This window comes from Candidatus Kuenenia sp. (genome assembly GCF_027493735.1).
GTDB classification, from domain to species: Bacteria; Planctomycetota; Brocadiia; order Brocadiales; family Brocadiaceae; genus Kuenenia; species Kuenenia stuttgartiensis_A.
Map to the genome: position 1 here is coordinate 208995 of NZ_JAOSKF010000021.1, position 25423 is coordinate 234417.

The window sequence follows — 25423 nt, forward strand, 5'->3', positions numbered from 1 at the left end:
ATACTCTCTTTTTAAAATTAATTTAGTTATTGTGTAACCTTGGATAAATATTGCTTTCTTTCATTTGACAACAAGAATTTGGCTTAGTGTTTAACGAAAGCATAGCATCCTTAAAAAAACACATACGAGATATCATCCTCCGTATTCAAGTCGCAAGATACAAGTGTTTTTTGATTTTACTGTCTTTTACGACACAAATATAATAAACATACGCTAAAAATTTGTAAAATATTTTTTGTTATACAGAAAGGGTTCTGGCAATCTTTTTGTATTTCGTATGCCTCAACGATATCACCAACTTTGATATCATTGAAATTGGCTATTTTTAAACCACACTCGAATCCAGCTTTCACCTCTCTTACATCGTCTTTCATGACTTTTAATGACTCTAACTTTCCATCATAAATAATAATATTTTCGCGAATCAAACGAACAAGTGAATTTCTTGTAATTTTACCAGATTTTACGTAACATCCTGCAATATTACCGTATTTGGAAATATTGTACACCTGTCTGATTTCAACATAACCTAATACCACTTCCTTTTTTTCAGGTTCCAGCATTCCTTCCATTGCAGCCTTTATTTCGTTAGTTGCATCATAAATAATCTTATAAAGCCTGATCTCCACGCCTTTTTCTTCTGCCAGTAAACGCGCTTTTTCTTCTGCGGTTACATAAAAACCGATAATTAACGCATCAGACGCGTCTGCCAGAAGTACATCAGACTCTGTAATGCCACCAACAGCACTATGTAAAATCCTCACCTTAATTTCACTCGTAGACAGCGCATCCAGGGCCTTCTTCAATACTTCAACAGAGCCTTTGTAATCGGCCTTTAAGATTATTTTGATTTCTTTCACATTACCATCTGCAATCATGGAATAAAGATTATCCAGGGTAATATGTTGATGTTTTGCAAGCGAAGTTTCCCTGTCTTTGTTTCTTTTCTCCAAGGCAATTTCTCTGGCTTTTTGTATATCGCTCACTACATAAAACTTATCACCTGCCTCAGGGATATCAGAAAAATCAGAAATTGAAACCGGCGAGGCTGGGCCTGTTTCTTTTATCTCTTTCCCTTTATCATCAATTAAAAGACGGGCCCTGCCATATGTCCTTCCGCAAAGAATAATATCGCCCTGATGCAAAGTTCCGTCTTGAATGATTACATTCGCGACAACGCCTCTTCCCTCACTAAGATGGGCCTCCAGGACAACGCCCCTTGCAGGATTCTTTGGTATAGCCTTTAATTCAAGTATTTCCGATTCCAACCAAAGCAATTCAAATAATGTATCAATCCCTGCTCCAGTTATTGCAGAAGTCTCCACGAATGGGGTTTTTCCACTCCATTCTTCAGGTATCAAATCTAAATTAGAAAGCTGTTGCTTAACTCGCAAAGTATTTGCACTTGGCTTATCAATTTTATTAATTGCAACAATTATTGGTACATTGGCCGCCTTAGCATGATTAATGGCCTCTTCTGTCTGGGGCATCACTCCATCATCTGCTGCAACCACAAGGACTACTACGTCTGTGACATTTGCACCTCTCGCCCTCATTGCGGTAAAAGCTTCATGTCCTGGCGTATCTAGAAACACAACGTGCTTGCCATTTGTTTCCACTTTGTGTGCGCCTATATGTTGCGTAATTCCGCCTACCTCCCCTTCTGCAACTTTCGTCTTGCGAATACAATCCAGTAACGATGTTTTTCCGTGGTCAACATGTCCCAAAAAGGTAACTATTGGCGCACGAAGTACTTTATCTTCCTCTCTTGCGGATACTTGATCCGCAACGAAATCGTATTCTTCCGAAGCCTCTTTTTTCTTAATTTCTATTTCTACGTTATACTCCAAGCCTAATAATTGCACTATTTCTTCGCTTAAGATTTGATTTATTGTTGCGCGTACATTATGCTCGAGCAACAATTTTGTTATAATTTCATTTGCACGAATTCCTAATTTAGATGATATATCCTTTACCGTAATTGGCGTCTCCATAATCACACGCGACTCTCGTTCTTTAACTACAGGTTTTTTAACTTCTACATATCTTTCACGCCATCCCTTGTTTTTTTGATGTGAAGGGCCACCAACCTGCTTCTTCTTCCAAAATACTTTTGAAGGTGCAACTTTCGTGGATTGCTTTTGCCGAGGTGTGCTTTTGTGAAATCTAACAATTTTGTCTGGTTGAACAGCTTTGATTTCTTTATCTTCCTGCGATATAGTCTTATCTTCTCGTTTTTGTTCTTTTACATCAACCTTAATGGCCTCTTTAACTTTAAGTTCCTTTTTTGTAGCCGAATCATTTGGAGTTCGCCGGAACAGTTTTTTTAGCATTTCAACTTGTTCAGGATCAAGGGTGTTCGCATGGTGTTTGATATGCGTTAACCCTTTCTCATGGCATTTATCAATTAAGTTGTTACTTTTAATGCCTAACTCTTTTGCAAGCGAACTAATTCTAACTTTTCCCATTTAAATTCCCAAAAACAATTACCCAAAAAATAAATTTATTTCCTCATTATTAACTCTTTGATTCGACATTGTCGTTATATTCAGAATTCGTGGCAGCAACATTTTTCCCCGAGAGGTCATTAGTAGAAACATTATTTGCGTCGGCAACTTCTGCAAGTTCAAGATCGTCGGCTTTTTGCCTTTTTTCAAATTCTGCGTCGGTAATGATATCAATATTCCATTCAGTCAGTCTTGAAGCAAGGCGCACATTTTGCCCCCTTTTCCCTATCGCTAAAGAAAGCTGATCATTTGGAACAACGATTGTAGCCGTTCGATTTTCGGGAGATAAAATTATTCCCGAAACTTCCGCAGGCTTCAAAGCATTGGGTAATAACAATTCCGGCTCCTCGCTCCACCGGATAATATCAATTTTTTCGCCATTCAACTCATCAACAATATTCTTGATACGGGACCCGCGCATTCCAACACACGCGCCTACACAATCTACATTCTCATCACTTGAAGCAACGGCAATCTTTGACCTCTGGCCTGCTTCTCTTGCCAGTGCTTTAATTTCGATAGTATTTTCAGCAATTTCCGGCACTTCTAATTCAAAAAGCTTTCGAACAAAATCGGGATGAGTTCTCGACAGTGTTATTTTTACACGTGTTCCCACTTTTTTTACATCAAGAATAACTGCCCGAACCCGTTCTCCTATGGTATAATGTTCATTGGCCGTTTGTTCCGATTTTTGTAAAACACCTTCTGTTTTGCCTAAATTTACAATCATAGTAGCCCCTTCGAACCTTTGCACCTTACCGCTAACAATTACCCCTTTCCTCTTGCAAAAATCTTCGAAAATCACATCCCTCTCTGCCTCCCTAATCTTTTGAATAATGACCTGCTTGGCTGTTTGGGCAGTGATCCTACCTAATTCAGAAGGGTCTATTTTGCGGTCTCCTTCCATAGCCACTATTTCCCCTGTTTTTCTATCTATCTGTATGGAAACGGCTTCCTGTGACCTGAAATGCTTCTTTGCTGCGGTAATTAAGGCAGCTTCAATGCCCTGAAACACTACTTCCTTTGCAATTTCCTTGTCTCTATGCAAACTATCCACTAAACGGAGTAAATTTTCTTTGTCCATACCATTTTATCTAAAATGAAATTTAGAAAATAATCAATAATAAACACTGCTCATTGATGCAAATTTTTTTATAAAGTATATTTAGACACAAAAACATTAAATACTTAACATTATTGACACAATATATTTCTAATTGGTATATTTTTACTTTGTCAATGCGAAACCATTAATAAATATGCATAGTCCAAAAATTATTAACTATAAATTTCTCAATCTTCTTACTATAATCAATATAAGGACATAATCATGAATATTAAAAAAAAAAGTGGGTATAACCCACTTTTATCTGAAGCTGTCTTCCTATTTAGGACTCTTAGTAAGCCTGAAACGGCGAAACTACAGCAACCTATGAAAGCATACATTAATATATTGCAACGTCTATAATTTTTAAATTTTAACAAAAAATGTCATATTGTCAAGTTGTTTTTGCATTTGCAGCGTTAACTGCAGGTATTATCTAATCGCTTATTTAAACTGTACTTAAAAACTTTTTTGCTATTCAATATTTCATTTTATAGTATCAGTCTGAGGACAAACGGAAATCATGGTCATCATTGTTGACAATTACGATTCTTTCACCTATAATCTCGTACAGCAAATAGGTGCTTTTGGCGAAAAAATGGAAGTTTTTAGAAACGATAAAATAAGTCTTGATAAGATCGAAAAAGAAACCCCATCGCATATTATTATTTCACCTGGACCATGTACTCCTAAAGAAGCAGGCATATCAAATGATATCATACGGTATTTCTCCGGTAAAATACCTATACTGGGGGTTTGTTTAGGGCATCAATGCATCGCTTATACATATGGTGCAGATATTATTCGTGCGCGAAGGCTTATGCATGGAAAGACCTCAATGATCATCCATGATGGCAAGACTATTTATAAGGGACTTTCCAATCCGTTTATGGCCACACGTTATCACTCGCTCATTGTGAAAGAAGATTCTCTGCCGGATTGCTTTGAAATTACTGCAAGAGCCGACAACGATGAAATTATGGGGATTCGGCATAAGGTTCATTTACTGGAAGGGGTCCAGTTCCATCCGGAATCTTTTCTCACCGAAGAAGGTCCAAAGCTTCTTAAGAACTTTTTAATGCTTTAATTATTTACATCTATTTCTGCTGTTTAAGGACATTCGATGTGGCGATAGCAATAAACCGTAAAGCAAATTTTTCAGATAAATTAACAACTGCCATACAGAAAAAAAACTGTTGTGTGGTGGTAGGATTAGATCCTCACTTTGACCTCATACCCGAGTCTATTAAGCAACAATTTTCAAAATTGCAGGATGACGCGTTTAAATATGCAGCAAACGTTATTCTGGAGTTTAATAAACAAGTCATTGACACTCTGGAACATTTGGTGGGTATTGTAAAGCTGCAAATTGCATTTTATGAGCTTTATGGCTGGCAGGGTATTTGGTCATACGCAGAAACTATTCATTATGCAAAGCAAAAGGGGCTTATTGTCATTGGCGATGTTAAAAGAGGCGATGTTCCCAATACGGCTGCTGCATATGCAAATGCTCATATTGGACAGGTTTCGATAAACAACACCACCCAAATTGCTTTCCAATCGGACGCCATCACGGTTAATCCTTTATTGGGAGTGGATAGTATACTCCCTTTTATAAAAAACGCGGAAACATACGATAAAGGCATATTTGTACTGGCAAAAACCTCCAATCCCTCCTCTGTTGAATTTCAAGACCTTTTGTGCGGCACAAAAAAGCTGCATCAAATAATTGCAGAAAAAATTCATACATGGGGAAGTCGGTCAATTGGAACATATGGATATAGTGCAATAGGCGCCGTTGTCGGCGCCACATACCCTGAAGATATCTTGATATTGCGAAAAACAATGCCCAATGCTTACTTGCTTATTCCAGGCTATGGATCCCAGGGGGCGACAGCGGAAGATATAAAAAATTGTTTCAATTCAGACGGCTACGGAGCAATTATCAATGCTTCCCGTTCCATCCTCTACGCATATAATAACCGAAGTTGGAAAGATAAATATGGCGCACAAACATGGAAAGAAGCCGCGCAGAATGCCGTAATGAATATGAAGGAAGATTTAAATAAGTGTGTACCAGCTCAAACACGATGAATATTGTTTTTTTACTCCAAATTACGCAGAGAATAATTTTAAAAAAAATGAAAAATCAGGAATATAAGTTTGATATTACTGGTTTTAGGTTGTTTTAAGACGGATTCGGTTTGCTAATGTTCGGTAGAGGAGAAAGACATGGCGATAAAAGCAGGTACATATTCTTTTGATGAAAATACAGGCAAAATACAGGTTTATACTTTTAAGGAAGGAATGTTAAGCACCGTTGCGCATGATTTATTGCTGGATGTAACTCGTTTCAAAGTTGATTTAAATATCCCCTCCGATGACCTTTCATCCGCAACAATAAATGTGACAATACCGGCAAACGCATTAAAAGTAGTCTGTGCAATGAAGAATGGCCAGCAACAAAATGATACATTAAAAGAAAAGGATAAATCGGAAATTGAAGAGGCTACAAATAACGATGTGCTTCATTCAGAAAAATATCCGACAATAAGCTTCCAATCGACGGGTGTTGGTAAAAACAATGTCGGTTACCATACCACTGGAGAATTAACCTTGCATGGCGTTACAAATACTATCGAATTTGACTGCGAATTAACGGTTGAAAGCATCCTGAAAGGGTCTGTTGATTTGATGCAAAAAGAGTATGGCATAAAACCATACAAGGCATTACTAGGCGCTTTGAAAGTAAAGAATAATATCACCATCGCATTTTCGTTTCCTTTAAAATAAGTTTCAAAGGAAATATCGTTTGTGATAAAATTTAATTTTCATTTTTAAAAATTTAGCATTGATTTGCGAGCGTAAATAAATAAAATGAACGCTTTTTATGAAAAGGCAATAAAAACAACCATATCCTTCCCCGAAAGCTGCGACAGTGATTATTTTATGAAACAATCTTATGCATCGCACATAACATGAAGGACTAAAAGTTATTAGACATGATCTCATAATAGTACTTCCGGAAAGACAAAGGAAAATAAAGAATGGAAAAGAGCAGAAGAAGTTTTTTGAAGATTATTTCGAATATTTTGGGTGGAACACTTGTTGCAGGCATACTAGCTCCAATAATAGGATTGATAATCCATCCATGGCTGAAAGAAACCGTCTATGGGACTGAAGATTTCATTGGTATTGGCAAGCTCGATGACTTTCCCGTCGGTATCCCTAAAAAAGTGGCGGTGACCTCTTCGAAGATGGATGCGTGGAATATCTTTGAAGGATTGGTGATGGGATCTGTGTGGGTTATAAGGCAAAAAGATGATTCATTAAAGGTGTTTTCAACAAATTGCCCCCATCTTGGTTGTGGTATAGACTGGGCAAATGATGTTTCCCGATTTTTGTGTCCATGTCATGAGGGTGTCTTCGATGTAAATGGCAAAACAATATCCGGACCTGCTCCTCGCGGCATGTACAGTTATCGGACAAAAGTTGAAAACAATACTGTTTTCGTTGATTATAAAAATATAACCTAAGATATTTAAGATAAGGCAGAACCGCACTATGGCAAATAAATTTTACGAATGGATTGATAATAGAACCGGCTTAAACACGTTGCTTAAAACCGCCTTGGATGAACCTGTGCATGGCGGCGCACGGTGGACATATGTTTTTGGCAGTGGATTAATATTCCTTTTCATGCTTCAGGCGATAACCGGGATAGTAATGGCCAGTTTTTATTCCCCTTCTTCGACGACAGCATGGGGAAGCGTTTACTATATACAGGAACAAACCTCCTTTGGCTGGTTTGTAAGGGGCGTCCATCATTTTGGTTCAAGCGCAATGATAATTTTAGCCATTGTTCATTTCTTCCAGGTGTTTATTTATGGCGCATATAAAAAACCACGCGAACTTAACTGGATTACCGGGGTCTTTCTTCTTGTTTTTCTCATGGGATTTGGGTTGACCGGATATCTTTTGCCATGGGATCAAAAAGGATACTGGGCCACGCAGGTTGCTACCAATATCATGGGAACTATCCCTGTAATTGGCGAGTACATTAAAGTGCTGCACCAAGGCGGATCTGATTATGGTAATTTCACCCTTACACGGTTTTTTACACTTCATGTATTCATATTGCCAATTTCGCTGGTATTTTTTCTTTTTGTCCATGTCGCTCTGTTTCGCAAGCATGGTGTAACTCCTCATTGGAAAATAAGTGAAAAGCTGTTAAAGGAGCGGGTTGACCCTTTTTGGCCGGATCAGGTGTTTAAAGATATCGTATTTGCCATGATCATTTATGCTGTTCTGGCAGTATGGGTTTTTTGGAAAGGGGGGGCAGAACTTCAGGCGCCGGCTGACCCGGCATCCAATTATCTTGCCAGACCAGAATGGTATTTTTTATTCTTATTTCAGCTATTAAAATACTGTCAGGGAAATCTCCTGATTGTAGGTACCGTTATCGTACCAATGATTGGTCTTGTATTTCTCCTTGTTTTGCCGTTCATAGATAGAACACCTTCAAATTCTCCCGCCAAAAGGATTCCTTTCTTTGCAACGGTCTCTTCTGGAATGGCAGGGGCAATTGCATTGACCGTCCTTGCAATGCATCATGATGCACATGATATTCATATTATTCATCAGCGTGAAGACGCTGAAATTCAGGCCGCTAGGGCAGTCGTTCTCGCAAAAAAAGGCATTCATCCGGAAGGAGGGATGTCTATTTTCCTGAATGACCCTATTTATTTAGGGGAAAAAATTTTTAAGCAAAATTGTAATGGATGCCACAAGTTAAAAGGAATAGGGGGGGATAACGCCCCTGATTTTACCAACTTTGGATCACGGGAGTGGTTGTTTGGGTTACTCAAAAATCCCAGAGATAAAAAATATTTCGGAGAGTCCGGTGTGATGCCGGCGATAAAACTCCCGGAAGGGTCAGTGTGGGACATTACAGAGTTTTTATTAAGCCAATCGGGAAATTTACTCAATACAAACACAGATAGCCTTGAAAGGGGCAGAGAATTAACCCTTAAAGGCAATTGTGCTATCTGCCATCCCATAGGCGATAAAAATGCAATAAAGATTGCGCCTAATTTAACCGATTACTTATCGGAAGAGTGGTTAAAGGGTTTCATTAAAAACCCGGACGATAAAAAATTCTATGGTACGAAAAATAAAATGCCGGGATTCGAGGAAAAACTTAGCACCAACGAATTGGATGCCTTGGTGAAATATCTTATTTCTTTATCAAAAGACCGTCTTCTCGTCTCAGAATGTATGCAACATGAAAAAAGACTAACGGTATCCGAAAATTCTCAACAAACGTGCAACAAACAACCCGACCACTTTAATTTAAAAATGCAGGAATCTATGAAAAATGTCAGTGCGGTTTCTTATTTAACACCAAGTATACACTTTGGTTTATTAACCGAAAAATACCAGTTTGCTTCAAAATGAGTGGTAGATTTTGCTAGACCCCGTACTCGCTATAGGTGCTAAGGTAATTAATAAATATTTCTTGCCTAATCTCCTTCTTAATGATACGATTAACTTTTTTGCCGATCTAAAATTGATTTGCCACTGAGACCTGTTCGAATTATGCAGTACTTGTTGTAAACCTTCCAAACCAATGATGCAACAATCTGTGTTTAATACTACCGACAGTATTGGTAGAAATTATGAGAATTTATCGGCGGCATCGCCAAGTGGACTAAGGCCACGGTTTGCAAAACCGTTATCCTGGGTTCGAATCCCAGTGCCGCCTTTTTTTATATCTTGAAACAAGAAGCACCCCTGCAAACTCTTCGCTTTTCAAGACATTCATTTAACCCTCGAATTCTAGCATTTGTAATAGTTACACGTAAAACAAACGCTCACATACATACATATCACAGGGCGAGTGGTGGAATGGCAGACACGAAGGACTTAAAATCCTTTGACCTTAAACGGTTGTGTGGGTTCGACTCCCACCTCGCCCATGTACATATTTAAACAGGTATCTAATCTATCGTTATATTGGCGTTCGTTTTGTTTTGGTACACAAAATAGATTTTTTGAAATAGGCATATTAAGGAACTTTTTTTTAAATAGGATTGTTTTGTATTACTCTCTTAAAATTTTCTTATGACAATCGGGTTTTTGCGACAAAAACAAAGAGTGTTAAGAAAAAAATACTTATAGATCTGAATAACCAGATTTTTTGTGTTTTATTACATTCAGGATATTTATTTTTGATAAACGTTTTGGGTTTTATTCCAAAAAGGCTAAAAGGAGTTCTTATGGTAGGAAAACATTTTACTTTTATAATTATTTCAGGATTGTTAATGCTCGCTGCCGTCAGTGGTTGTGGAAAGGATGAATCGGACGTCCCGCAATTAAGTAGTCAGGCAAACGAAAGAGATTTTGAAGAAATACATAAAAACGTTAATTTAGGACAAGAAACGAAGGCTGTCGCCACTTCCGGAAGCGACCATGGCATGGGGTTTGTTCACGGCAAGAAAGAAAAACCTGATCCTAACAAAATAATTGCTTCTGTAAATGAAGAAAAAATTCTCCGCAAGGATCTTGATAAAATTCTTGATCGTTTCAGAAAACAAGTGCCTCCTGGGGCGATACCCTCTTTGGAAAAACAAATTACTGAGCAGCTTGTTACACAGGCAATTTTAAGGCAATTTGTCCGGGAAAAAGGTTTGGATGTCGCTGATGACGTTGTAAATAACGAAATCAATAAAATGCGGGAAAATATAGCAAAGAATCCTGCTGCAGAAGGGAAAACATTAGAACAATTTCTCGAAATCCAGGGCAGCAATATTGATGAGCTAAGTACTGCAATTAGAATGTCTGCGGCGCTTGATGCTTATGTGACTAATAATGTTGATGATAAAACACTGGAAAACTATTTCATTAAAAATATTAATGAATTTACAGGAGAAGAGGTCACCGCAAGCCATATACTTATAGGAACAAAGGGAATGAAGGAGCAGGAAGATTTGGACAAAGCAAGGGCTAAAATTGAATCGATAAAAAAAGAGCTGGATAACGGCGCGAACTTTGCGGAACTGGCCAAAAAGTATTCTGAATGTCCTACTGGGAAAACGGGAGGAGAACTCGGTTCTTTCCCAAGGCATGGGGTGATGGTGGAAACTTTTGCTAACGCGGCATTTTCTACAGAAGTCGGCAAGGTGAGTGAGCCGGTTAAAACAGAATTTGGATATCACTTAATTTATGTTACAAATCACGCTCCGGCAAAAGATGTAAGTTTTGATGCTGTCAAAGACACTGTCCGTGAAAAATTAGTTGCGATTGAAATGGGTGATCTGATCAACGATCTTCGGGATAATGCACAGGTTGAAATTAATTTGCAATGATGGAAAAGGCGCTACTACTTAATCAGATTTCTATTGTTTTATATTGGGTGTGTTTCGGCCTGTATTCGATGTATTGGTTTGTCGGATTTACCAGGTGGAAAATACGTTTTCCTGTATTGTTGGGGATTGTTATTTTACAAATAGCCGTTATTACCATACGTGGTCTATCGATAGGCTATTTTCCTCTTACAAATAAATTCGAATCATTCCATGCCTTTGCCACGGCAACATTCATGATATTGCTTATTTTTTCCAAAGCAGAAAGTCCCATTTACCGGATGACATTGTTTGGTATTGGATACGGCTTTTTTGTGGCAGCAGCCACTTTTTTTAAAATGGGTTTGAGTTTTGCGCCTCCCTTAATGCTTACCATATGGTACGCATTGCATGTCCCCCTTTCATTTTTCTGTTATGCATTATGGGCGAGTTCTATGGCGGCAGCAATCGCACGTTATTTTGCAAAGGGAAATAAAAAAACATATGATGTAATAATAGATTCCGGGTTCCGATACGGGTTGGCGGCCTTTTCCATTTCAATGATTTTCGGAGGTTTGTGGGGATACGTTGCATGGGGGTCTTATTTTTTATGGGATGCCAAGGTGGTCTGGTCTGTTATCATATGGTTTTTTTATGCAACCTGCCTGCACCTGGATTATTGGCCTGAAGCAAAAAAATTAAAGCCGCCGCTTGCCATCGTAGGGTTTTTTATACTGATGATGACATATATCGGCACTAGCTTTGTCATAGGAAGTTCTCACAGTTTCAGTTAAGATGCAGCAAAACCTCTTTTGTTTTTACGAAAATTTGTAAACAAGCCACATAATAAATCCGGATATTTCTAGATAAGGTTCTATTGAAAAAATGAAAAAGGTGTATGATTTTATTAAGTCCCAAAAATTAGGGATAATTATTGGATTTTCAGTTACAGGACTCCTTATCATCGGAAGTCTTATAATGAATTTTTATCCTTATCATTATTCCGGCCTTTCCGGAGAAGATATTATCTTTTTCTTCAGTCATAAGAAACCCATTCACATCTGGTTTTATCTACTTTTTTTTGCATGCATTATTTACGGCATAAACGCCTTCTTCTGCACCACGGATTCTGTCCTTCGAAAAGTGAGAGGAGGGATTAAAAAAGTGCCTTTATATGGGGCATCAATTATGCATGTTGGTTTTATAGTAACCTTGGTCGTACATCTTATTGGGGGGTTGTATTGTTCTTTATCGCCTCCAATTTCTGTCTCAGAAGAATGGACCGACATGGGCGGCTTTGAAATGAAGGTGACAGGTCTTGATACAAGTTCTTATCCAAATGGCATGCCTAAAAAAATAACGGGTTATGTCTCAGTAAGAAAAGACGGTGCCGAATATGAAGATACAATCGGTTATAACAATCCCGTAGTTTTGAATAATGGAGCGTTAGCAGTCTTATTGCGTGATTATGGGAATACGGTTTCTTCCGTGGTACTTAAAGTCGGAGACAGGATGCACAATCTTAAGGCAAATGAAGTTTTCACCTTAAACGGCCAAAATACCAGAATGGTAGATTTATACATGCCACCCCAATATCGCTATCCCGTGGTAAAACTACTTTCCACCACCCAAAACAGGGAAACCCAAAGCATATACCTTACCGTTGGTGAACATAACGCAAAGGAAATTTTGGGAACAAAGATTGCATTTCTTGATATTAAAACAGTGCCAGGGGTTTTCGTCACTATCAAAAATAATCCAAGTATCCCGTTGTCCCTCGTTACGGTGGTACTCTTTTCCCTGGGGACGGTGCTTGTGGTTATAAGGATGGTTGGTAAGATGGTTAATTATTAACCATTTTATGGAAGAATTATTACTGGAAAAATCTGATTTTAATATATCTTATATTCCCCTTCACTTTTTCTCCAAAATAGAGAGATTCTTTCTTGCAGATTGATAAGAAGGGTCTATTTCGAGTGCCGCTTTCAGGCCGACAATTGCCGGTCTTACTTGTCCCAAACCAGCGTAGCACATAGCAATATTCGTTAATATTTTTGCATCCTGTGCGGAAGAGCCTCTTAAAAACTTCTCATATACCTCAATAGCCAGCGCATACTCATTTATCTCTAAACAGAGATTCCCGAGTTCTAAATATACGTTATTATCCGAAGGATTAGACGCTATTATACGACGCACAAACTGAATGGCGCTATCCTTATCACCACGCCGGGAATTAATTTTTTCATTAATACATTTAACTATTATATGATGTGGATAAAAGGAGGATATTTTTTTTAACAATCCTTCCGCCTCCTCCAATTGATTTGACTGAATTAATACATTTATAAGGCAAGCATATGCCGTTATATTTTTTTCATCCTTTTGAATTGCCATTTTAAAAGAATTTATGGCGTCAATTGTCTTGTTTTGAACTGTTTTTATTTCACCCAGCAATAAGAATGTCAAATGATCTGCGATTCCTGATTGTATTGCGGAATCAAGTACGTTTGCAGCTTCATCTAAACGGTTTTGTGATAAATAAAAACGGGCGAGGCTTGAATAACACAGTGTTTCTTTATCAAAAATCTCTATTGCTCTTTTATATGCTCTTTCCGCTTCGTTCCGTAAACCCAGATTTCTGTAGCAATCTCCCATGTTGTTATACACCTTATGTTCGTACTCATAGGTATCTACAATAAGTAAATTAAAATCAGGAGATCTGCGGTCTTTTTCTTTAACGACAAGAAATTTCCGGTAAATACCCAATGCCTCGTGAAAAGCTTTTTTTCTGCTTAATATGTCACCTAACATAAACAAATTATCGAGAAAATCAGGATCTTCCCTCAATGCCTTTTTGCACACATCTTCCGCTCTGTCCAGCCTATCCTTGCGCATCAGCGCGAAAGCAAGGTCAATGCTGATCCTTTGCCTTTGATTTTTTGTTGAGAGGTCGAGAGCCGGTTCAGATATTCCCAGTCCTTTCTCTGCTAGTTTTATCACTTCATCATAATTGCGCTCATTTCTATAATTTCTTACAAGATTAGCTATCGCAAAAATATTTTCAGGATTCTCTTCCAGTTGTTTCCGTAAAAGATCCCCTGTCCGTTTATATTTTTTTTCCATTTTCGTTGCGGACAGATTGTATCCATAGTGGTACATCCGCACTTCAGATGGACGGGAATGACCCTCATGCACAAGTTGATTGTGTACTATTCCTTCGTAATGAGCCTTCCCTTTGCGGAATATTCTTGTGAAATAATGTTTTGACAATCCACCGGGAAGCTCGCTGTAGATAGCTACATAAAAGGCATTGCAGGCGGAGTTGCAAATAATCTTATGCAATAAGGGAATATCTTCCCGCTCCAGTTTTTCATCCGCGTCTATTTGCAAAACCCAATCGCATGTAGCATAACCCAAAGAATAGTTTCTCGCCTCGCTAAAACTGTTGCGCCATGGATGATGATATACTTTTGCGCCAAACGATTTTGCGATGTCCACTGTTTTATCAGAAGAACCGGTATCGACAATAATTATTTCGTCAACCGCCCCCTTTATACTCTCAAGGCATTGGGGCAAAAAACCTTCTTCATTCTTCACAATCATACATGCCGATATGGTGGACCTGTGGTTATTGTTTTCAGGGTCTTTGGTCATAAAACATTTCCTATTTCTAAAGAGAAAAGCATTATTTATTCCACTTCTGTAATGCGCTATATCCGATTTGAGCGGTGTCTTTATAGCCTGATTCTTCATAACATGCAGATATTTTTAACAAGGCATTTTTATCTTCAGGACACAAGTTTAAATACTTTTCATAGTATGATATCGCCTGTTTGTACTCCTGTTGTTTCAGAAATAAATCTCCCAAGCGGATAAAAATCTCCTGATCTGCGATATTTTCGGAAATTGACCGCAATAAAGTATTAATAGCGTCCGTATTGTTTCCCATTGCAGAATAGCATGAAGCTAAATTTTTATAGGTGGTAATATATTTAGGATTTGAGACTATCGATTTTTGCAGAAAACCAACCGCTTTTTCCCACTGTCCCATACTGCCATAACAAAAACCCAACCCGTTATATGCGGAATAATCATATCCCAGGGTATCAGTCATAAGGCAATCGCTGATATTTTTCAAATACCACTCACGCAATGTCAAAAAATGTTTAAAATATTCAATAGCTTTATTACAATCTCCTTCTTTTAAATACACACAAGCCAGTGTATAAACAATATCAATATTTTCCGGCGCAACATTCATTTCCCTTAATTTAGCTAAAGCGGTGTGGCACATCTTTTTTGCTTCTGCGGTATTTCCGGTATTGAGATAACAATCTGCCATTTCATACAGAATCATTATAAAATGATGCAAATTCGCCTCGGGTGTAATTCTCTTTAGCGCTTCTTTTCCGGTCTTAATACCATCCCGAAACAATTGCTGTGTGCAATAATTACGGATAAGATTCAACCATGCAAAACTATCATTATCGTTTAACGCTATTTGTTTTTCCAATAATTGAGTTGTTCTGTGCCATTTCTTCCGCATCGTATCTTCGTCAAGATCATACCCGTAATGATAAAGATGTATCTCCGATGGAAGCCTTTTCCCTTCAATCACCACTTGTTCATGGATAATACCTTTATAAAATGCCTTCTCCCGGCGAAAAACCCGTGTGTTATAAAACTTGTGCATCCCACTTTTCACTTTACTGTATATAGCAATAATAACACCATTATAATTATCGTTACTTATCGATTGTTTCAATACAGGAATATCATTCTGCTCAAGCTCTTCATCCGCATCGATCATAAGAATCCACTCTTTGGTAGCATGGCGTATTGCATAGTTTCTTGCCTCACTATAGTTATTATTCCATGAATAAAAATACACCTTAGCGCTAAATTCTTTTGCGATATTTACGGTATTATCAGTTGAACCTGTATCAACAACTACTATTTCATCAACAGCGTTCTTAACGCTGTTGAGGCAATTAGGCAGGAATCTTTCCTCGTTTTTTACGATAAGGCAGGCGGAGATTGTTGGACTGTGCAAGTTTTTCATGAGGTGATTTTTTTATATTTTACAGGTGGAGATTAAATGCTTATTTATATTTTTCATTTTAGCGCGGTTCATCCAATATATCATCTATACTGAATATTAGAACTAATATTTCCCTGCAGTATTATTATTGTTTTCCATAAATTTGTTTTTAATAAAATTTACTGTTCGTTGAGATGCCATTCCATCGCCAAAGGGATTTACAATATTGATCATCCGCTCGTACTCCTGTGTGTCCTCCAATAAACGAGTTGTTTCACGAATAATAGTTTGGGAATGTGTGCCCACGAGTTTTGCGCTTCCCGCTTTTATAGCCTCAGGGCGTTCTGTGACTTCGCGAAGTATCAGGATAGGTTTATTTAAGGAAGGGGACTCTTCCTGAATGCCCCCGGAATCAGTTAAGATAATACAGGCTCGTTTCATTAAGTGAACAAAAGGCATGTATTCTAGCGGCTCGATAAGCATGATGTTCGATAAGTTGCCTAGCATGGGATATACAATATTCCTAACGTTTGGATTGAGATGTACCGGATATACAAAAGTAACATCCGGATATTGTTTCGCTAACGTCAGGATTGCATTACAGATATCAATGAACGGTTTTCCAAAACTTTCTCGCCGATGCGCTGTAATTAAGATCATTCTGCCTTTTATGTTGTTCAGTAAATCGTTATCAAATGTGAAATCCTGTGCTGCAACTTCAAGTAAGGCGTCTATCACTGTATTACCTGTTACACAGATAAGGTCTTCACATATACCCTCATTTAGTAAATTTGTTTTTGCTTCATCAGTTGGCGCAAAGTGTAAATGCGCTATGACACTGGTAAGTCTTCGATTTATTTCTTCCGGAAAGGGTTGGTATTTATTACTTGATCGTAATCCCGCCTCTATGTGTCCCACAGGGATTCTCCTATAATAAGCGGCCAATGAGGCGGCAAAAACAGTAGTTGTATCCCCCTGTACTAAAACCAAGTCAGGCTGTTCTTCTTCATAGATCACTTCTATGTTTTTTAATACTTTGCATGTTATATCGGTTAGCCCTTGATTTTTATCCATAATATTCATATCGTAATCTGGTTTTATCGCGAAGACACTCAGGACGCTATCGAGCATTTGACGATGTTGAGCGGTAACGGTAACAACACTTTTCAGAGTGTCTGAATGTTTTTGTAATTCTTTAATTATTGGTGCAAGTTTTATGGCTTCTGGACGAGTACCTAAAACACTCATGATTTTAAACATATGGACTTATTATGTATGAGAATTTATACAGGAATCAGAAAGACCGGTAACGGTTAGAATTATCTTAAATCTATTAGTCCATGTGTGATCAAGCAAACACCGGTTTCTTCCTGCTGCTCCTATATTTAAGGCAATATCCGGGTGTGTTATATAATATTGTAATTTTGAAAGTAAGTCCGTTTCATTCTGATAGCAATCAATTTCTTCTCCAAGGATAAAACAGTTTTCCAGGACTTGATTATAAGTTGTCAAATAGAGGTTTCCCATGAGGGGAACCTCAAAATCCCTACCTTTTAATCCTGTCAGATGTGGAGAATCCCCAATAAAGCCGAAGCCTAAATTTACAACTGAACGGGAATAGATTACGTTCATCTCACGGTGTGATAGTTCTCCTGAAGGCCAGCCTTTGCCAAATGTTTGAACTGGAATCCCACAACTTATTAACCACCCAATGATATGAGGTCTTGTGCCGTAACATTGGCCTACAAAGGAAACAGGAATATCTCTGGGCGCTGGTATTGGAGAAAATGAGTGGGTATTTCCTCCTGGTGGAAGAAACAAGGCTCGGGCGCCAACGCTAATATACTTTTGAACATCTTCCTCTGATTGTGTGGTAATGCAGAGGTCGAACTCAGGCGCAATTTCAGCATTTCCAGAAAGACCACCTGGCTCTTGATAACCCCAGAATTTTACCTTGTCATCAAGGCTAATGTTTACTGTTATTATGTTCATTTTACCGATAGCCCGAATAGTATATGGATAGACCCATCTTCCCGAGAGGTAAGAAAACAAGAGATCTATCGTCTTCTCACGATGAGCTAATTCAACTTGCCGTAGTAATACCTTGTTAAAATCTGGTTTGCCTCTTTGATGCCAGTCGGCAGCATATTGATTGAAGGAATTTCCCCAATCATAGTGAATAACGTCAGCAATCTCTGCCCATCCATCTACCAATCCGTGTTTTTCCCAATTGACATGATGTACCACTACGAAGATTCGAGGCCTAACCTTGCGGGTAGATACTTTGCCTATATTTGCAAGATGTGTTCTGATCTTGTCGATCTGTTCTTCTAATGGAATGTGAAAGGCCATTGGTTTATGCTCATTCTATAGAAATTTTCATTTTTGATCAAAGTCTCTCTGCGCCGCATTTATTCTTGCTGAAATCTATGGTTGCCAATAGTTGGCGCATTCTTTCCTCAAAGCTATGGTGTTCAATAGCAAAATGGTGGCCTTTTCCTGCAATTCCTTCCCTTTCATCCTCATGGATGAGGTAATAGTGGATTTTTTTTATAAGATATTCAACATCCCCTTGATGCCATTGTACTAAGTGTTCTCCATCAATAAAAAGGTCTTTGCAGGGAAGTTCTTCCGTAAGGAGGAACGAACCGGACCCAAGTACTTCACCTATGCGTGTTTCTATATTAAGTAAATCAGAAAGGTGTATGTTTAAAATGATCTTGGATTCATTAAAGGCTTCATTTAGTTCTTTACTGTCCCATATATTCGGAGTGAAGACCTTGAAATACTTTTCCAACGCAACAAGAATGTTTTTGCGTCGGGGGGTTTGGTTACCAATAAAGGTAACGTCATATTTTTTCGATACTTCAAGTTTTTTGTGAATTTTTGTATTTACGGCGATGCAAGGTAGCCAGTGGACATTTACACAACCGATGTTTTTATAAACTTGTAGGTTGGTTTTATCATGAGAGAAGACATAATCAAAAGCAGTTGCATTATATTCCAGCTCTTTTCTTCTGACAAGTGCGATGTAATCTACTGCGGTATCGTTACCAATCTGTTCACAATACCATAAGGCGGTTGGGTAAGGAATAGATTGAATCAATTCCGGCGGTATGAATTCACCTTTACAAACGAGAACAAGGTCAGCTTTTTGCTGCAATAGTCTTTGGAGATTGTGTCGTTCTTGTCGAAAATCCGTACTAAGGATATTACAGTCCATCTCTTCTAATGCCGAAATCAGATGGTTTTCAAAACCCCAGGGGTAATTTGTTTTTTGTGCACCAACCAGATGTATTGTTAGCATTTTACGCTCGTTTTCCTATAGCTAATCCTATTCTTGTCGCGAAGAATATCGTTAATTACTTCGTTTACCTTTTTACTCAAGGTGTCATAGTTATCAATACAATTCCTTGCATTTTGCTGCATTTTGTTAATCAACTCCGGATTTTTAGCCAGAAAATGCATTTTAAAAGCCAGATCATTTATATCTACAATTTCCTCTGGAAAGGAGATGCCATCCCCTCTGAGGAACCTTTTAGCGACTTTGACCAGCAAGCCATTATAGTTATTCTGTACAAACTCATTCATTGGCGGCGCGTCAGTGGCAACGGCTGGAAGCCCACATGCCATTCCTTCCAGTAAAGGCAGTCCCAGCCCTTCCAGTTTGGAAGGAAAAACAAGGATATGGCCTTTATGATAAAGACCCGGTGCTGGAACGGTGGCGACATGATAGGTTATGCGCGGAGTATTATTCACGATATTCAAAACTTCTGGCGGAAGTTTTTCCAGTGCGGTCTGTGCATGGATAAAGAGGGTTGCATCTGGCAAATACCGGGATACCGCTTCAAAGGCAAGGATAACGGCAGGCGTCATTTTGCGATAATTGATACCTAACCATCCGGCATTATGAAAAAAGGTATATTTTTCTGTACTATTATTTGTCGGTTTAAAAAGTTCCGTATCTATTCCCCATCCGACATAATAGGCATTACAAAAATTTTTAACAAGATTGTATGTTCTTTTTGTGGAACAAAGCACAGCATCGTACAAATACATGTATGGTTTCCAGTCGTCTTTATAATAATCAAGGTAGGTGACAACCTTTATGGATTTTTCTTTAACGTATTTAACTAAAGACCAATCATATTCTTCATTGAAAACCACCATATCCAGTTTATTATTATCAATCCACTTCCCAAGTACTTCATGAGATATCTCATATTTCCCAAATGTTGTTAAATTAGGAACATCCCATATACCGTCTGTTTGCAACATAGGGCGATCATAAACCCCGCCTGTCCTGGCAAACACAAAAGTTTCGTGTTCTTGTGCAACAACATCCCGCAATGTTTTAGTTACATACGATTGTCCACGTTCGAACCAAATGCTTACAAAACCAACGTTTAATCGTCTGTTTTTATTTATTTTCCCTTTTAGCTTAAGACGCACTTTCTCAAGACCTTTTTTAGCCTCTTTGTAATACACTTCAATTCCTAAAGCTTTTTCAAAACAATTTTCAGACTCTTTAAACATATTTTTTGAAAAATACATAACACCCAAATTGTTAAATGCAGAGGCATCGGTGGGATTTAATTCGGTTACCTTCTTTAAATGCAAAATGGCATTATCTACTTGTTTAAGTTGATAATAGAGGAGTGCGAGGTTGTAATGAGCGCTAAGAAAAAAAGGGTCGGCTTCTATTGCTTTTTTATAAGCTTTCACCGCTTTTAGAGAATATCCCTTTTTCTTTAAATTCTCAGCTTCTGTAAAAAAATCCTTAGCTATCGAGGAGGGCATAGATATGTATTCCCTTAATATTTATACAATAGAATTCAAATTTATTAAACGTATTCTAATAGATACATGTTATCTGGCTCGAAAATAAGACTACAAAAAATAGCTCAAACACAGGTACCGCAATATGATATGGCTATAAAACCATTTTCATCGTTTCCGGGTATTGCAAATGCAACATGATGACTGCTTAGAATATTGATTGCTTAAAGATACTGTTGCCAGATGCCCAATCGAAAACACCTTAACCATTGTTTTATCAATGTTCACTCATAAATACGCAATATATATGCCAATGAAAACTTTTAATATTTTTAACATATTCAAATGTAAGTACTTAGTAATAAGAAAGATATAGGTGGGCTGTAAGTGGCCATAAAAAAACAATCAAAATGCAATCATTTTATTTGGGGCAAAAGCGGACAGGGTGTTGAAAAATTAATCATTTACTATTTGTTTTGCACACAAGTATTTTTTTGACAAGATAACATAATTTATCTAAAATCCTAAGCTGGCATAGCCAGAACCAAACAAGCAGGAAATACGAAAGGAGGAACCACAGATTACACAGATTGCACAGATTAAAAAACTAAATATTCGTATTTCACCATTAAAAATTTTTTTGGAGTTGGCGTTGTTTTCATGGTAAAGAAAATTACATCCATTCCCGGTGAACACCGTACAAAAAAAATCATACTGGCAGGTGAAGCCGGCCAGGGCATTAAGCTTATGGCGCATATTCTGGCAAATATCCTTGCTAAATCAGGAAAAGAAGTTGCCCTTAATCTTGTTTATGATGCGGCTGTCCGCAGCGGCAATATCAAAGCAGAGATTACTTATTCCGACGAACCTATCGAAGTCCCTTTTTTTGAAGAAGCAGATATTGCGCTTCAGCTTTCAAGCATACTCGATACTACGGTCAAGGCAAAATATGTTCTTATTGAATCCGCTGCATGCGGAACAGAGGGTAAAGAGTGTGATTTACACTGTCCTGAAAGTGACAGAATCCCTTTTGGAAAAATTGCTACAGAATGCTTTAACAGCCCTGTTTTTGTTAATATGATTGCCTTGGGCAAGTTATTACAAAAAATCGGAATTAATATTGAGACTATAAACTTTAACACCGTCTTTCCGTCGCAATTCTTTGATGAAAATATAAGGGCGATTCGATATGGGTACACCTATCAGGATTAACGCATCGGAAATTTCAGAGACAGTTTCCAGGCTTTGCCAGGACGCAAATTTCAATTTGGGAAGTGACGTGGTCAATGCCCTGGCGCTTGCCAGTGAAAAAGAAGCATCACCTGTCGCAAAAGAAATTCTTTCCGAATTATTGGAAAACTCAAGGATCGCGCATGAAAATAAAATGCCCTTATGCCAGGATACCGGCGTTGCAATTGTTTTCTTAGAAGTTGGAGAAAATGTAGAAATTGCCGGCGGACGACTCCACGATGCAGTCAATGCTGGGGTGCGTAAAGGATACAAAGAGGGGTTTTTGAGAAAATCTATCGTAGCAGACCCCCTCACACGGGTGAATACGAATGATAACACCCCGGCTATTATTCATACAGAGTTTGTACCCAATAATCATCTGAAGATTACTTTCATGGCAAAGGGGGGCGGATGCGAAAATATGAGCAGGATTGCCATGCTCACACCTGCGGAAGGACGTGAGGGAGTTGTTCATTTTGTCGTGGAAACTGTGGAGAAAGCAAAGGCGAATCCATGTCCTCCAATTATTGTAGGAGTGGGAATAGGTGGTACCTTTGATTATGCCGCCCTTTTAGCGAAAAAGGCCCTGTTGCGTCAGGTAGGTTCGGAGAATAAAAATCCTGAAACGGCGCAATTGGAGAAAGAACTTCTGTATAAAATAAATCATCTGGGAATCGGCGCTCAAGGACTGGGCGGTATGATAACTACCCTGGCAGTACACGTGGAGAGTCACCCTTGTCACATTGCAAGCCTGCCTGTGGCAGTCAATATAGACTGCCATTCTCATCGGGTAAAAATTGCAATACTGGGGAGCAAACGATTATGACAAATATTATACCGATAAACACACCCTTATCAGATGCCATTATCGAACAACTAAAGGCAGGAGATAAGGTCATGATCAGCGGCATACTTTACACTGCAAGAGACGCCGCGCACAAAAGGCTTGCAAACCTCATCGATCAGGGCAAGGAACTGCCATTTGATATAAAAAACCAGATCATTTATTACACAGGGCCTAGCCCTGCTCCGCCGGGTATGCCAATCGGGTCGTGCGGACCAACCACAAGCTACCGTATGGATAAATATACACCACTATTATTGTCACTGGGGCTAAAGGCAACTATAGGCAAAGGGAATCGGTCGGAAGAGGTGCTGGAAGCCATGAAAAAATATAAGGCTGTTTATCTTGTTGCTACAGGAGGGGCTGCTGCATTGCTGGCGCAATCGGTAAAAAGAATGGAAGTAGTTGCATACGAAGATTTAGGAGCGGAAGCAATCAGGAAATTAGAGGTTGAAAATTTTCCGGCAATTGTCGCAAATGATATTTATGGAAACGATTTGTACAAAGAAGGGGTTTTAGCCTATTCCCAAATAGATATTTCCCATTAAATATTTTGCCAAAAAGTCATCATGTTTCATTTGCAACACCCAGAAACGATGAAAATGGTTTTATAACCAGATCGTGTTGTAGTATATGTACTCAAGCTATTTTTTGTAGTCTTACTTTCGAGTCGGAAACATCTGGCATTTCTGTTTCTGTACCGGTTCAAATGTATAGGGCCATCCAAAAGGTCTCAGCTTGTCATTATTGCATGGGGGTCTCAGCTTGTCATTGCGAGGGTCTTTTCCGAAGCAATCAGTATACTACGAGATATTTCGTGACGTAAGAAACGTCATATCGCGGGAGAAGCAAATTAAGGGTGGCTCAAGGGCTAAAAAAATAGAATTAATTAAAAATAGAATTAATTAATGGAATGAATGCAGGATGGAAGGATCTCTATGACGGTTTATGAGATTGCTTCGGAAAAGACCCTCGCAATGACAAGCGGATACCCTTGTAATGACAAAATAAGTCACCAGTCATCATGTTTCATTTGCAACACCCAGAAACGATGAAAATGGTTTTATAACCATATCATGTTGTAGTATCTGTACTTAAACTATTTTTTGTATTCTTATTTTCGAGCCGGTACAAAGAAATTACTGATAAAGTACTAAAAAGAGGAGCTTGGGTGTGTAAAGGCATTTTTATCCCATTCTTTCCCCATTCCGTATTGATTTGAAAATCTATACATTAAAGGAGTATCAGAAAAATGTTGGAAAAAGTTATTTTAGTCATCTGCGATGGACTGGGAGACCGTCCAATAAAAGATCTTGGCAATTTAACCCCACTGGAAGCGGCAAAAACGCCAAACATGGACAAACTGGCTTCCGAATCTGAATGCGGAATGATGTACAGCTTGGGCCGTGGTTGTGTGCCTGGCAGCGACACATCACATCTCAACATACTAGGCTATGATTATAGAGAATATTATTCAGGACGCGGAACAATAGAGGTGACCGGCGTTGGTATGAAATTACAGGAAGGCGACGTTGCCCTGCGTGGAAATTTCGGCACGGTAGACGAAAATTTTATTATTAAAGACCGCAGGGCAGGCAGAATCAGGGGGGTAGCACCGTTAGCACAGGCGCTGGATGGCATAGAAATCGACGGCGTTACATTTCTCGTTAAACCTGGAACCGGCCATCGTGCGGCTGTGGTAATGAGAGGGAAAGGCCTTTCCAGTGCCATTATTGATGCCGATCCGCACAAACCGGACGTCCCTGTAAGGGAAGTTACCCCTTTAGATGAGTCTATTGAAGCAAAACATACCGCGCGAATATTGAATGTTTTTTTGAAAAAGGCATGGGAAATTCTCCAAAAACACCCTTTAAACGAAGAAAGACGAAAAAAAGGAGAATTGTTGGCGAACTATCTGTTAGTGCGCGGTGCAGGACAATACAAAGAGGTTCCCTGCTTTAAAGAACGTTATGCTTTCTCAGGGTGTTGTATAGCAGGAGGTGGGTTGTATAAGGGAGTTGCCGCTTACCTGGGAATGGATGTTATTGACGTCCCCGGCGCAACAGGCCTGCCGGACACCGATATTGAAGCTAAATTCATGGCGGCAATCAGCAACCTGAAGCATTACGATTTTGTTTTTGTACATGTAAAAGCCGCAGATTCTTTCGGAGAAGATGGAAATTTCAGAGGTAAAAAAGAATTTATCGAAAAGATCGACCACGCGGCGAGGCTTTTTCATGAAACATCGGAAAATACATTATTAATAATAACCGGAGATCATTCAACCCCTTGTGCATTGAAAAGCCATTCGGGTGATCCAATCCCCATCATTTTTCGCGGAACCGGTGTTCGGGTAGACAAGGTCGCTGCGTTTAATGAGCGGGATTGTACACGGGGAGGTATGGGTATTATTACCGGAATGGACATAATGCCTCAGGTACTTAATCTTTTCGGGAAACTCCCTTTAACAGGTGCATAATTTTACGAAGTATAAAAGAGGAACCACAGATTACACAGATTTAAAAAATTCGTCGCAAGTAGGGGCGTTCCTTGTGGTTGCCCATTACAATTGAC

Annotated in this window: 20 protein-coding genes and 2 tRNA genes; 14 read left to right on the plus strand and 8 right to left on the minus strand. The window is 38.7% G+C overall.

Annotation, left to right across the window (positions count from 1 at the left end; genetic code table 11):
- Positions 1-176 precede the first annotated feature (176 nt).
- Both infB and nusA read right to left on the minus strand, forming a co-directional pair.
- A complete protein-coding gene (gene infB, locus M5U24_RS14855) occupies positions 177-2468 on the minus strand; it encodes a translation initiation factor IF-2 (RefSeq protein ID WP_298202836.1) in 2292 nt (763 codons plus the stop codon).
- 49 nt (positions 2469-2517) lie between these two features.
- Complete coding sequence (gene nusA / locus M5U24_RS14860) at positions 2518-3591, minus strand: transcription termination factor NusA (RefSeq protein ID WP_099324354.1); 1074 nt, start codon at positions 3589-3591, stop codon at positions 2518-2520.
- A gap of 544 nt (positions 3592-4135) precedes the next feature.
- Here nusA and M5U24_RS14865 point away from each other — a divergent pair.
- From M5U24_RS14865 to M5U24_RS14910, 10 genes are all read left to right on the plus strand, one after another.
- Positions 4136-4699 (plus strand): aminodeoxychorismate/anthranilate synthase component II, encoded by a 564-nt coding sequence (locus M5U24_RS14865; protein ID WP_099324353.1) that lies wholly within the window; start codon positions 4136-4138, stop codon positions 4697-4699.
- Between the two features lie 38 nt (positions 4700-4737).
- Positions 4738-5706, plus strand: a complete 969-nt coding sequence (gene pyrF / locus M5U24_RS14870) for an orotidine-5'-phosphate decarboxylase (protein ID WP_230405757.1) — start codon at positions 4738-4740, stop codon at positions 5704-5706.
- A 138-nt stretch (positions 5707-5844) separates the two neighbouring features.
- Entirely contained in the window at positions 5845-6405 is a 561-nt protein-coding gene (locus M5U24_RS14875; protein WP_099324352.1) for a YceI family protein, read from the plus strand.
- Between the two features lie 254 nt (positions 6406-6659).
- A complete protein-coding gene (locus M5U24_RS14880) occupies positions 6660-7148 on the plus strand; it encodes a Rieske 2Fe-2S domain-containing protein (protein WP_099324351.1) in 489 nt (162 codons plus the stop codon).
- A gap of 28 nt (positions 7149-7176) precedes the next feature.
- A complete protein-coding gene (locus M5U24_RS14885; RefSeq protein ID WP_164994666.1) occupies positions 7177-9069 on the plus strand; it encodes a cytochrome b N-terminal domain-containing protein in 1893 nt (630 codons plus the stop codon).
- Positions 9070-9303: 234 nt separating this feature from the next.
- Positions 9304-9376 (plus strand) — tRNA-Cys (locus M5U24_RS14890).
- A gap of 129 nt (positions 9377-9505) precedes the next feature.
- Positions 9506-9590: transfer RNA gene (locus M5U24_RS14895), tRNA-Leu, on the plus strand.
- Between the two features lie 300 nt (positions 9591-9890).
- Positions 9891-10979, plus strand: a complete 1089-nt coding sequence (locus tag M5U24_RS14900; RefSeq protein WP_157820396.1) for a peptidylprolyl isomerase — start codon at positions 9891-9893, stop codon at positions 10977-10979.
- Positions 10976-11749, plus strand: coding sequence for a cytochrome c biogenesis protein CcsA (gene ccsA, locus M5U24_RS14905; RefSeq protein WP_099324348.1), 774 nt, complete (start codon positions 10976-10978; stop codon positions 11747-11749). The genes M5U24_RS14900 and ccsA overlap by 4 nt, the downstream gene beginning before the upstream one ends.
- A gap of 91 nt (positions 11750-11840) precedes the next feature.
- Positions 11841-12809: a hypothetical protein gene (locus tag M5U24_RS14910; RefSeq protein WP_099324347.1), complete on the plus strand. Its 969-nt coding sequence runs from the start codon at positions 11841-11843 to the stop codon at positions 12807-12809.
- A 60-nt stretch (positions 12810-12869) separates the two neighbouring features.
- Here M5U24_RS14910 and M5U24_RS14915 read toward each other — a convergent pair whose 3' ends face one another.
- The 6 genes from M5U24_RS14915 to M5U24_RS14940 form a co-directional block, all read right to left on the minus strand.
- Entirely contained in the window at positions 12870-14609 is a 1740-nt protein-coding gene (locus M5U24_RS14915) for a TPR domain-containing glycosyltransferase (RefSeq protein WP_164994667.1), read from the minus strand.
- Between the two features lie 31 nt (positions 14610-14640).
- On the minus strand, positions 14641-16017 hold the full coding sequence (locus tag M5U24_RS14920) for a TPR domain-containing glycosyltransferase (protein ID WP_099324345.1): 1377 nt from the start codon (positions 16015-16017) through the stop codon (positions 14641-14643).
- Between the two features lie 102 nt (positions 16018-16119).
- Positions 16120-17256, minus strand: coding sequence for a UDP-N-acetylglucosamine 2-epimerase (non-hydrolyzing) (gene wecB, locus M5U24_RS14925; protein ID WP_099324344.1), 1137 nt, complete (start codon positions 17254-17256; stop codon positions 16120-16122).
- A gap of 9 nt (positions 17257-17265) precedes the next feature.
- A complete protein-coding gene (locus M5U24_RS14930; RefSeq protein ID WP_099324343.1) occupies positions 17266-18348 on the minus strand; it encodes a glycosyltransferase in 1083 nt (360 codons plus the stop codon).
- A 37-nt stretch (positions 18349-18385) separates the two neighbouring features.
- Positions 18386-19303, minus strand: a complete 918-nt coding sequence (locus M5U24_RS14935; protein WP_099324342.1) for a glycosyltransferase — start codon at positions 19301-19303, stop codon at positions 18386-18388.
- The gene (locus M5U24_RS14940) at positions 19297-20796 is read right to left on the minus strand and encodes a tetratricopeptide repeat protein (RefSeq protein WP_099324341.1); all 1500 of its coding nucleotides are present in this window, start codon (positions 20794-20796) and stop codon (positions 19297-19299) included. Before M5U24_RS14940 ends, M5U24_RS14935 begins: the two co-directional genes overlap by 7 nt.
- Positions 20797-21435: 639 nt before the next feature.
- On the opposite strand from M5U24_RS14940, the gene M5U24_RS14945 reads away from it, so the two are divergent.
- The 4 genes from M5U24_RS14945 (at position 21436) to M5U24_RS14960 (ending at position 25328) form a co-directional block, all read left to right on the plus strand.
- Positions 21436-21987 (plus strand): 2-oxoacid:acceptor oxidoreductase family protein, encoded by a 552-nt coding sequence (locus M5U24_RS14945; protein ID WP_099324340.1) that lies wholly within the window; start codon positions 21436-21438, stop codon positions 21985-21987.
- The gene (locus tag M5U24_RS14950; protein ID WP_099324339.1) at positions 21965-22831 is read left to right on the plus strand and encodes a fumarate hydratase; all 867 of its coding nucleotides are present in this window, start codon (positions 21965-21967) and stop codon (positions 22829-22831) included. Before M5U24_RS14945 ends, M5U24_RS14950 begins: the two co-directional genes overlap by 23 nt.
- Positions 22828-23397, plus strand: a complete 570-nt coding sequence (locus tag M5U24_RS14955; RefSeq protein WP_099324338.1) for a Fe-S-containing hydro-lyase — start codon at positions 22828-22830, stop codon at positions 23395-23397. Before M5U24_RS14950 ends, M5U24_RS14955 begins: the two co-directional genes overlap by 4 nt.
- Positions 23398-24101: 704 nt before the next feature.
- A complete protein-coding gene (locus tag M5U24_RS14960; RefSeq protein WP_099324337.1) occupies positions 24102-25328 on the plus strand; it encodes a 2,3-bisphosphoglycerate-independent phosphoglycerate mutase in 1227 nt (408 codons plus the stop codon).
- Positions 25329-25423 lie beyond the last annotated feature (95 nt).

What these genes read in the sequence shown, in the direction of transcription:
- wecB (WP_099324344.1), bottom strand. Translation starts at nt 17,256, where the DNA reads ATGTTTAAAATCATGAGTGTTTTAGGTACTCGTCCAGAAGCCATAAAA.
- M5U24_RS14900 (WP_157820396.1), top strand. Translation starts at nt 9,891, where the DNA reads ATGGTAGGAAAACATTTTACTTTTATAATTATTTCAGGATTGTTAATG.
- M5U24_RS14935 (WP_099324342.1), bottom strand. Translation starts at nt 19,303, where the DNA reads ATGCTAACAATACATCTGGTTGGTGCACAAAAAACAAATTACCCCTGG.
- M5U24_RS14945 (WP_099324340.1), top strand. Translation starts at nt 21,436, where the DNA reads ATGGTAAAGAAAATTACATCCATTCCCGGTGAACACCGTACAAAAAAA.
- M5U24_RS14910 (WP_099324347.1), top strand. Translation starts at nt 11,841, where the DNA reads ATGAAAAAGGTGTATGATTTTATTAAGTCCCAAAAATTAGGGATAATT.
- M5U24_RS14915 (WP_164994667.1), bottom strand. Translation starts at nt 14,609, where the DNA reads ATGACCAAAGACCCTGAAAACAATAACCACAGGTCCACCATATCGGCA.
- M5U24_RS14920 (WP_099324345.1), bottom strand. Translation starts at nt 16,017, where the DNA reads ATGAAAAACTTGCACAGTCCAACAATCTCCGCCTGCCTTATCGTAAAA.
- nusA (WP_099324354.1), bottom strand. Translation starts at nt 3,591, where the DNA reads ATGGACAAAGAAAATTTACTCCGTTTAGTGGATAGTTTGCATAGAGAC.
- M5U24_RS14930 (WP_099324343.1), bottom strand. Translation starts at nt 18,348, where the DNA reads ATGGCCTTTCACATTCCATTAGAAGAACAGATCGACAAGATCAGAACA.
- M5U24_RS14960 (WP_099324337.1), top strand. Translation starts at nt 24,102, where the DNA reads ATGTTGGAAAAAGTTATTTTAGTCATCTGCGATGGACTGGGAGACCGT.
- M5U24_RS14950 (WP_099324339.1), top strand. Translation starts at nt 21,965, where the DNA reads ATGGGTACACCTATCAGGATTAACGCATCGGAAATTTCAGAGACAGTT.
- M5U24_RS14875 (WP_099324352.1), top strand. Translation starts at nt 5,845, where the DNA reads ATGGCGATAAAAGCAGGTACATATTCTTTTGATGAAAATACAGGCAAA.
- infB (WP_298202836.1), bottom strand. Translation starts at nt 2,468, where the DNA reads ATGGGAAAAGTTAGAATTAGTTCGCTTGCAAAAGAGTTAGGCATTAAA.
- M5U24_RS14940 (WP_099324341.1), bottom strand. Translation starts at nt 20,796, where the DNA reads ATGCCCTCCTCGATAGCTAAGGATTTTTTTACAGAAGCTGAGAATTTA.
- M5U24_RS14880 (WP_099324351.1), top strand. Translation starts at nt 6,660, where the DNA reads ATGGAAAAGAGCAGAAGAAGTTTTTTGAAGATTATTTCGAATATTTTG.
- M5U24_RS14885 (WP_164994666.1), top strand. Translation starts at nt 7,177, where the DNA reads ATGGCAAATAAATTTTACGAATGGATTGATAATAGAACCGGCTTAAAC.
- ccsA (WP_099324348.1), top strand. Translation starts at nt 10,976, where the DNA reads ATGATGGAAAAGGCGCTACTACTTAATCAGATTTCTATTGTTTTATAT.
- M5U24_RS14955 (WP_099324338.1), top strand. Translation starts at nt 22,828, where the DNA reads ATGACAAATATTATACCGATAAACACACCCTTATCAGATGCCATTATC.
- M5U24_RS14865 (WP_099324353.1), top strand. Translation starts at nt 4,136, where the DNA reads ATGGTCATCATTGTTGACAATTACGATTCTTTCACCTATAATCTCGTA.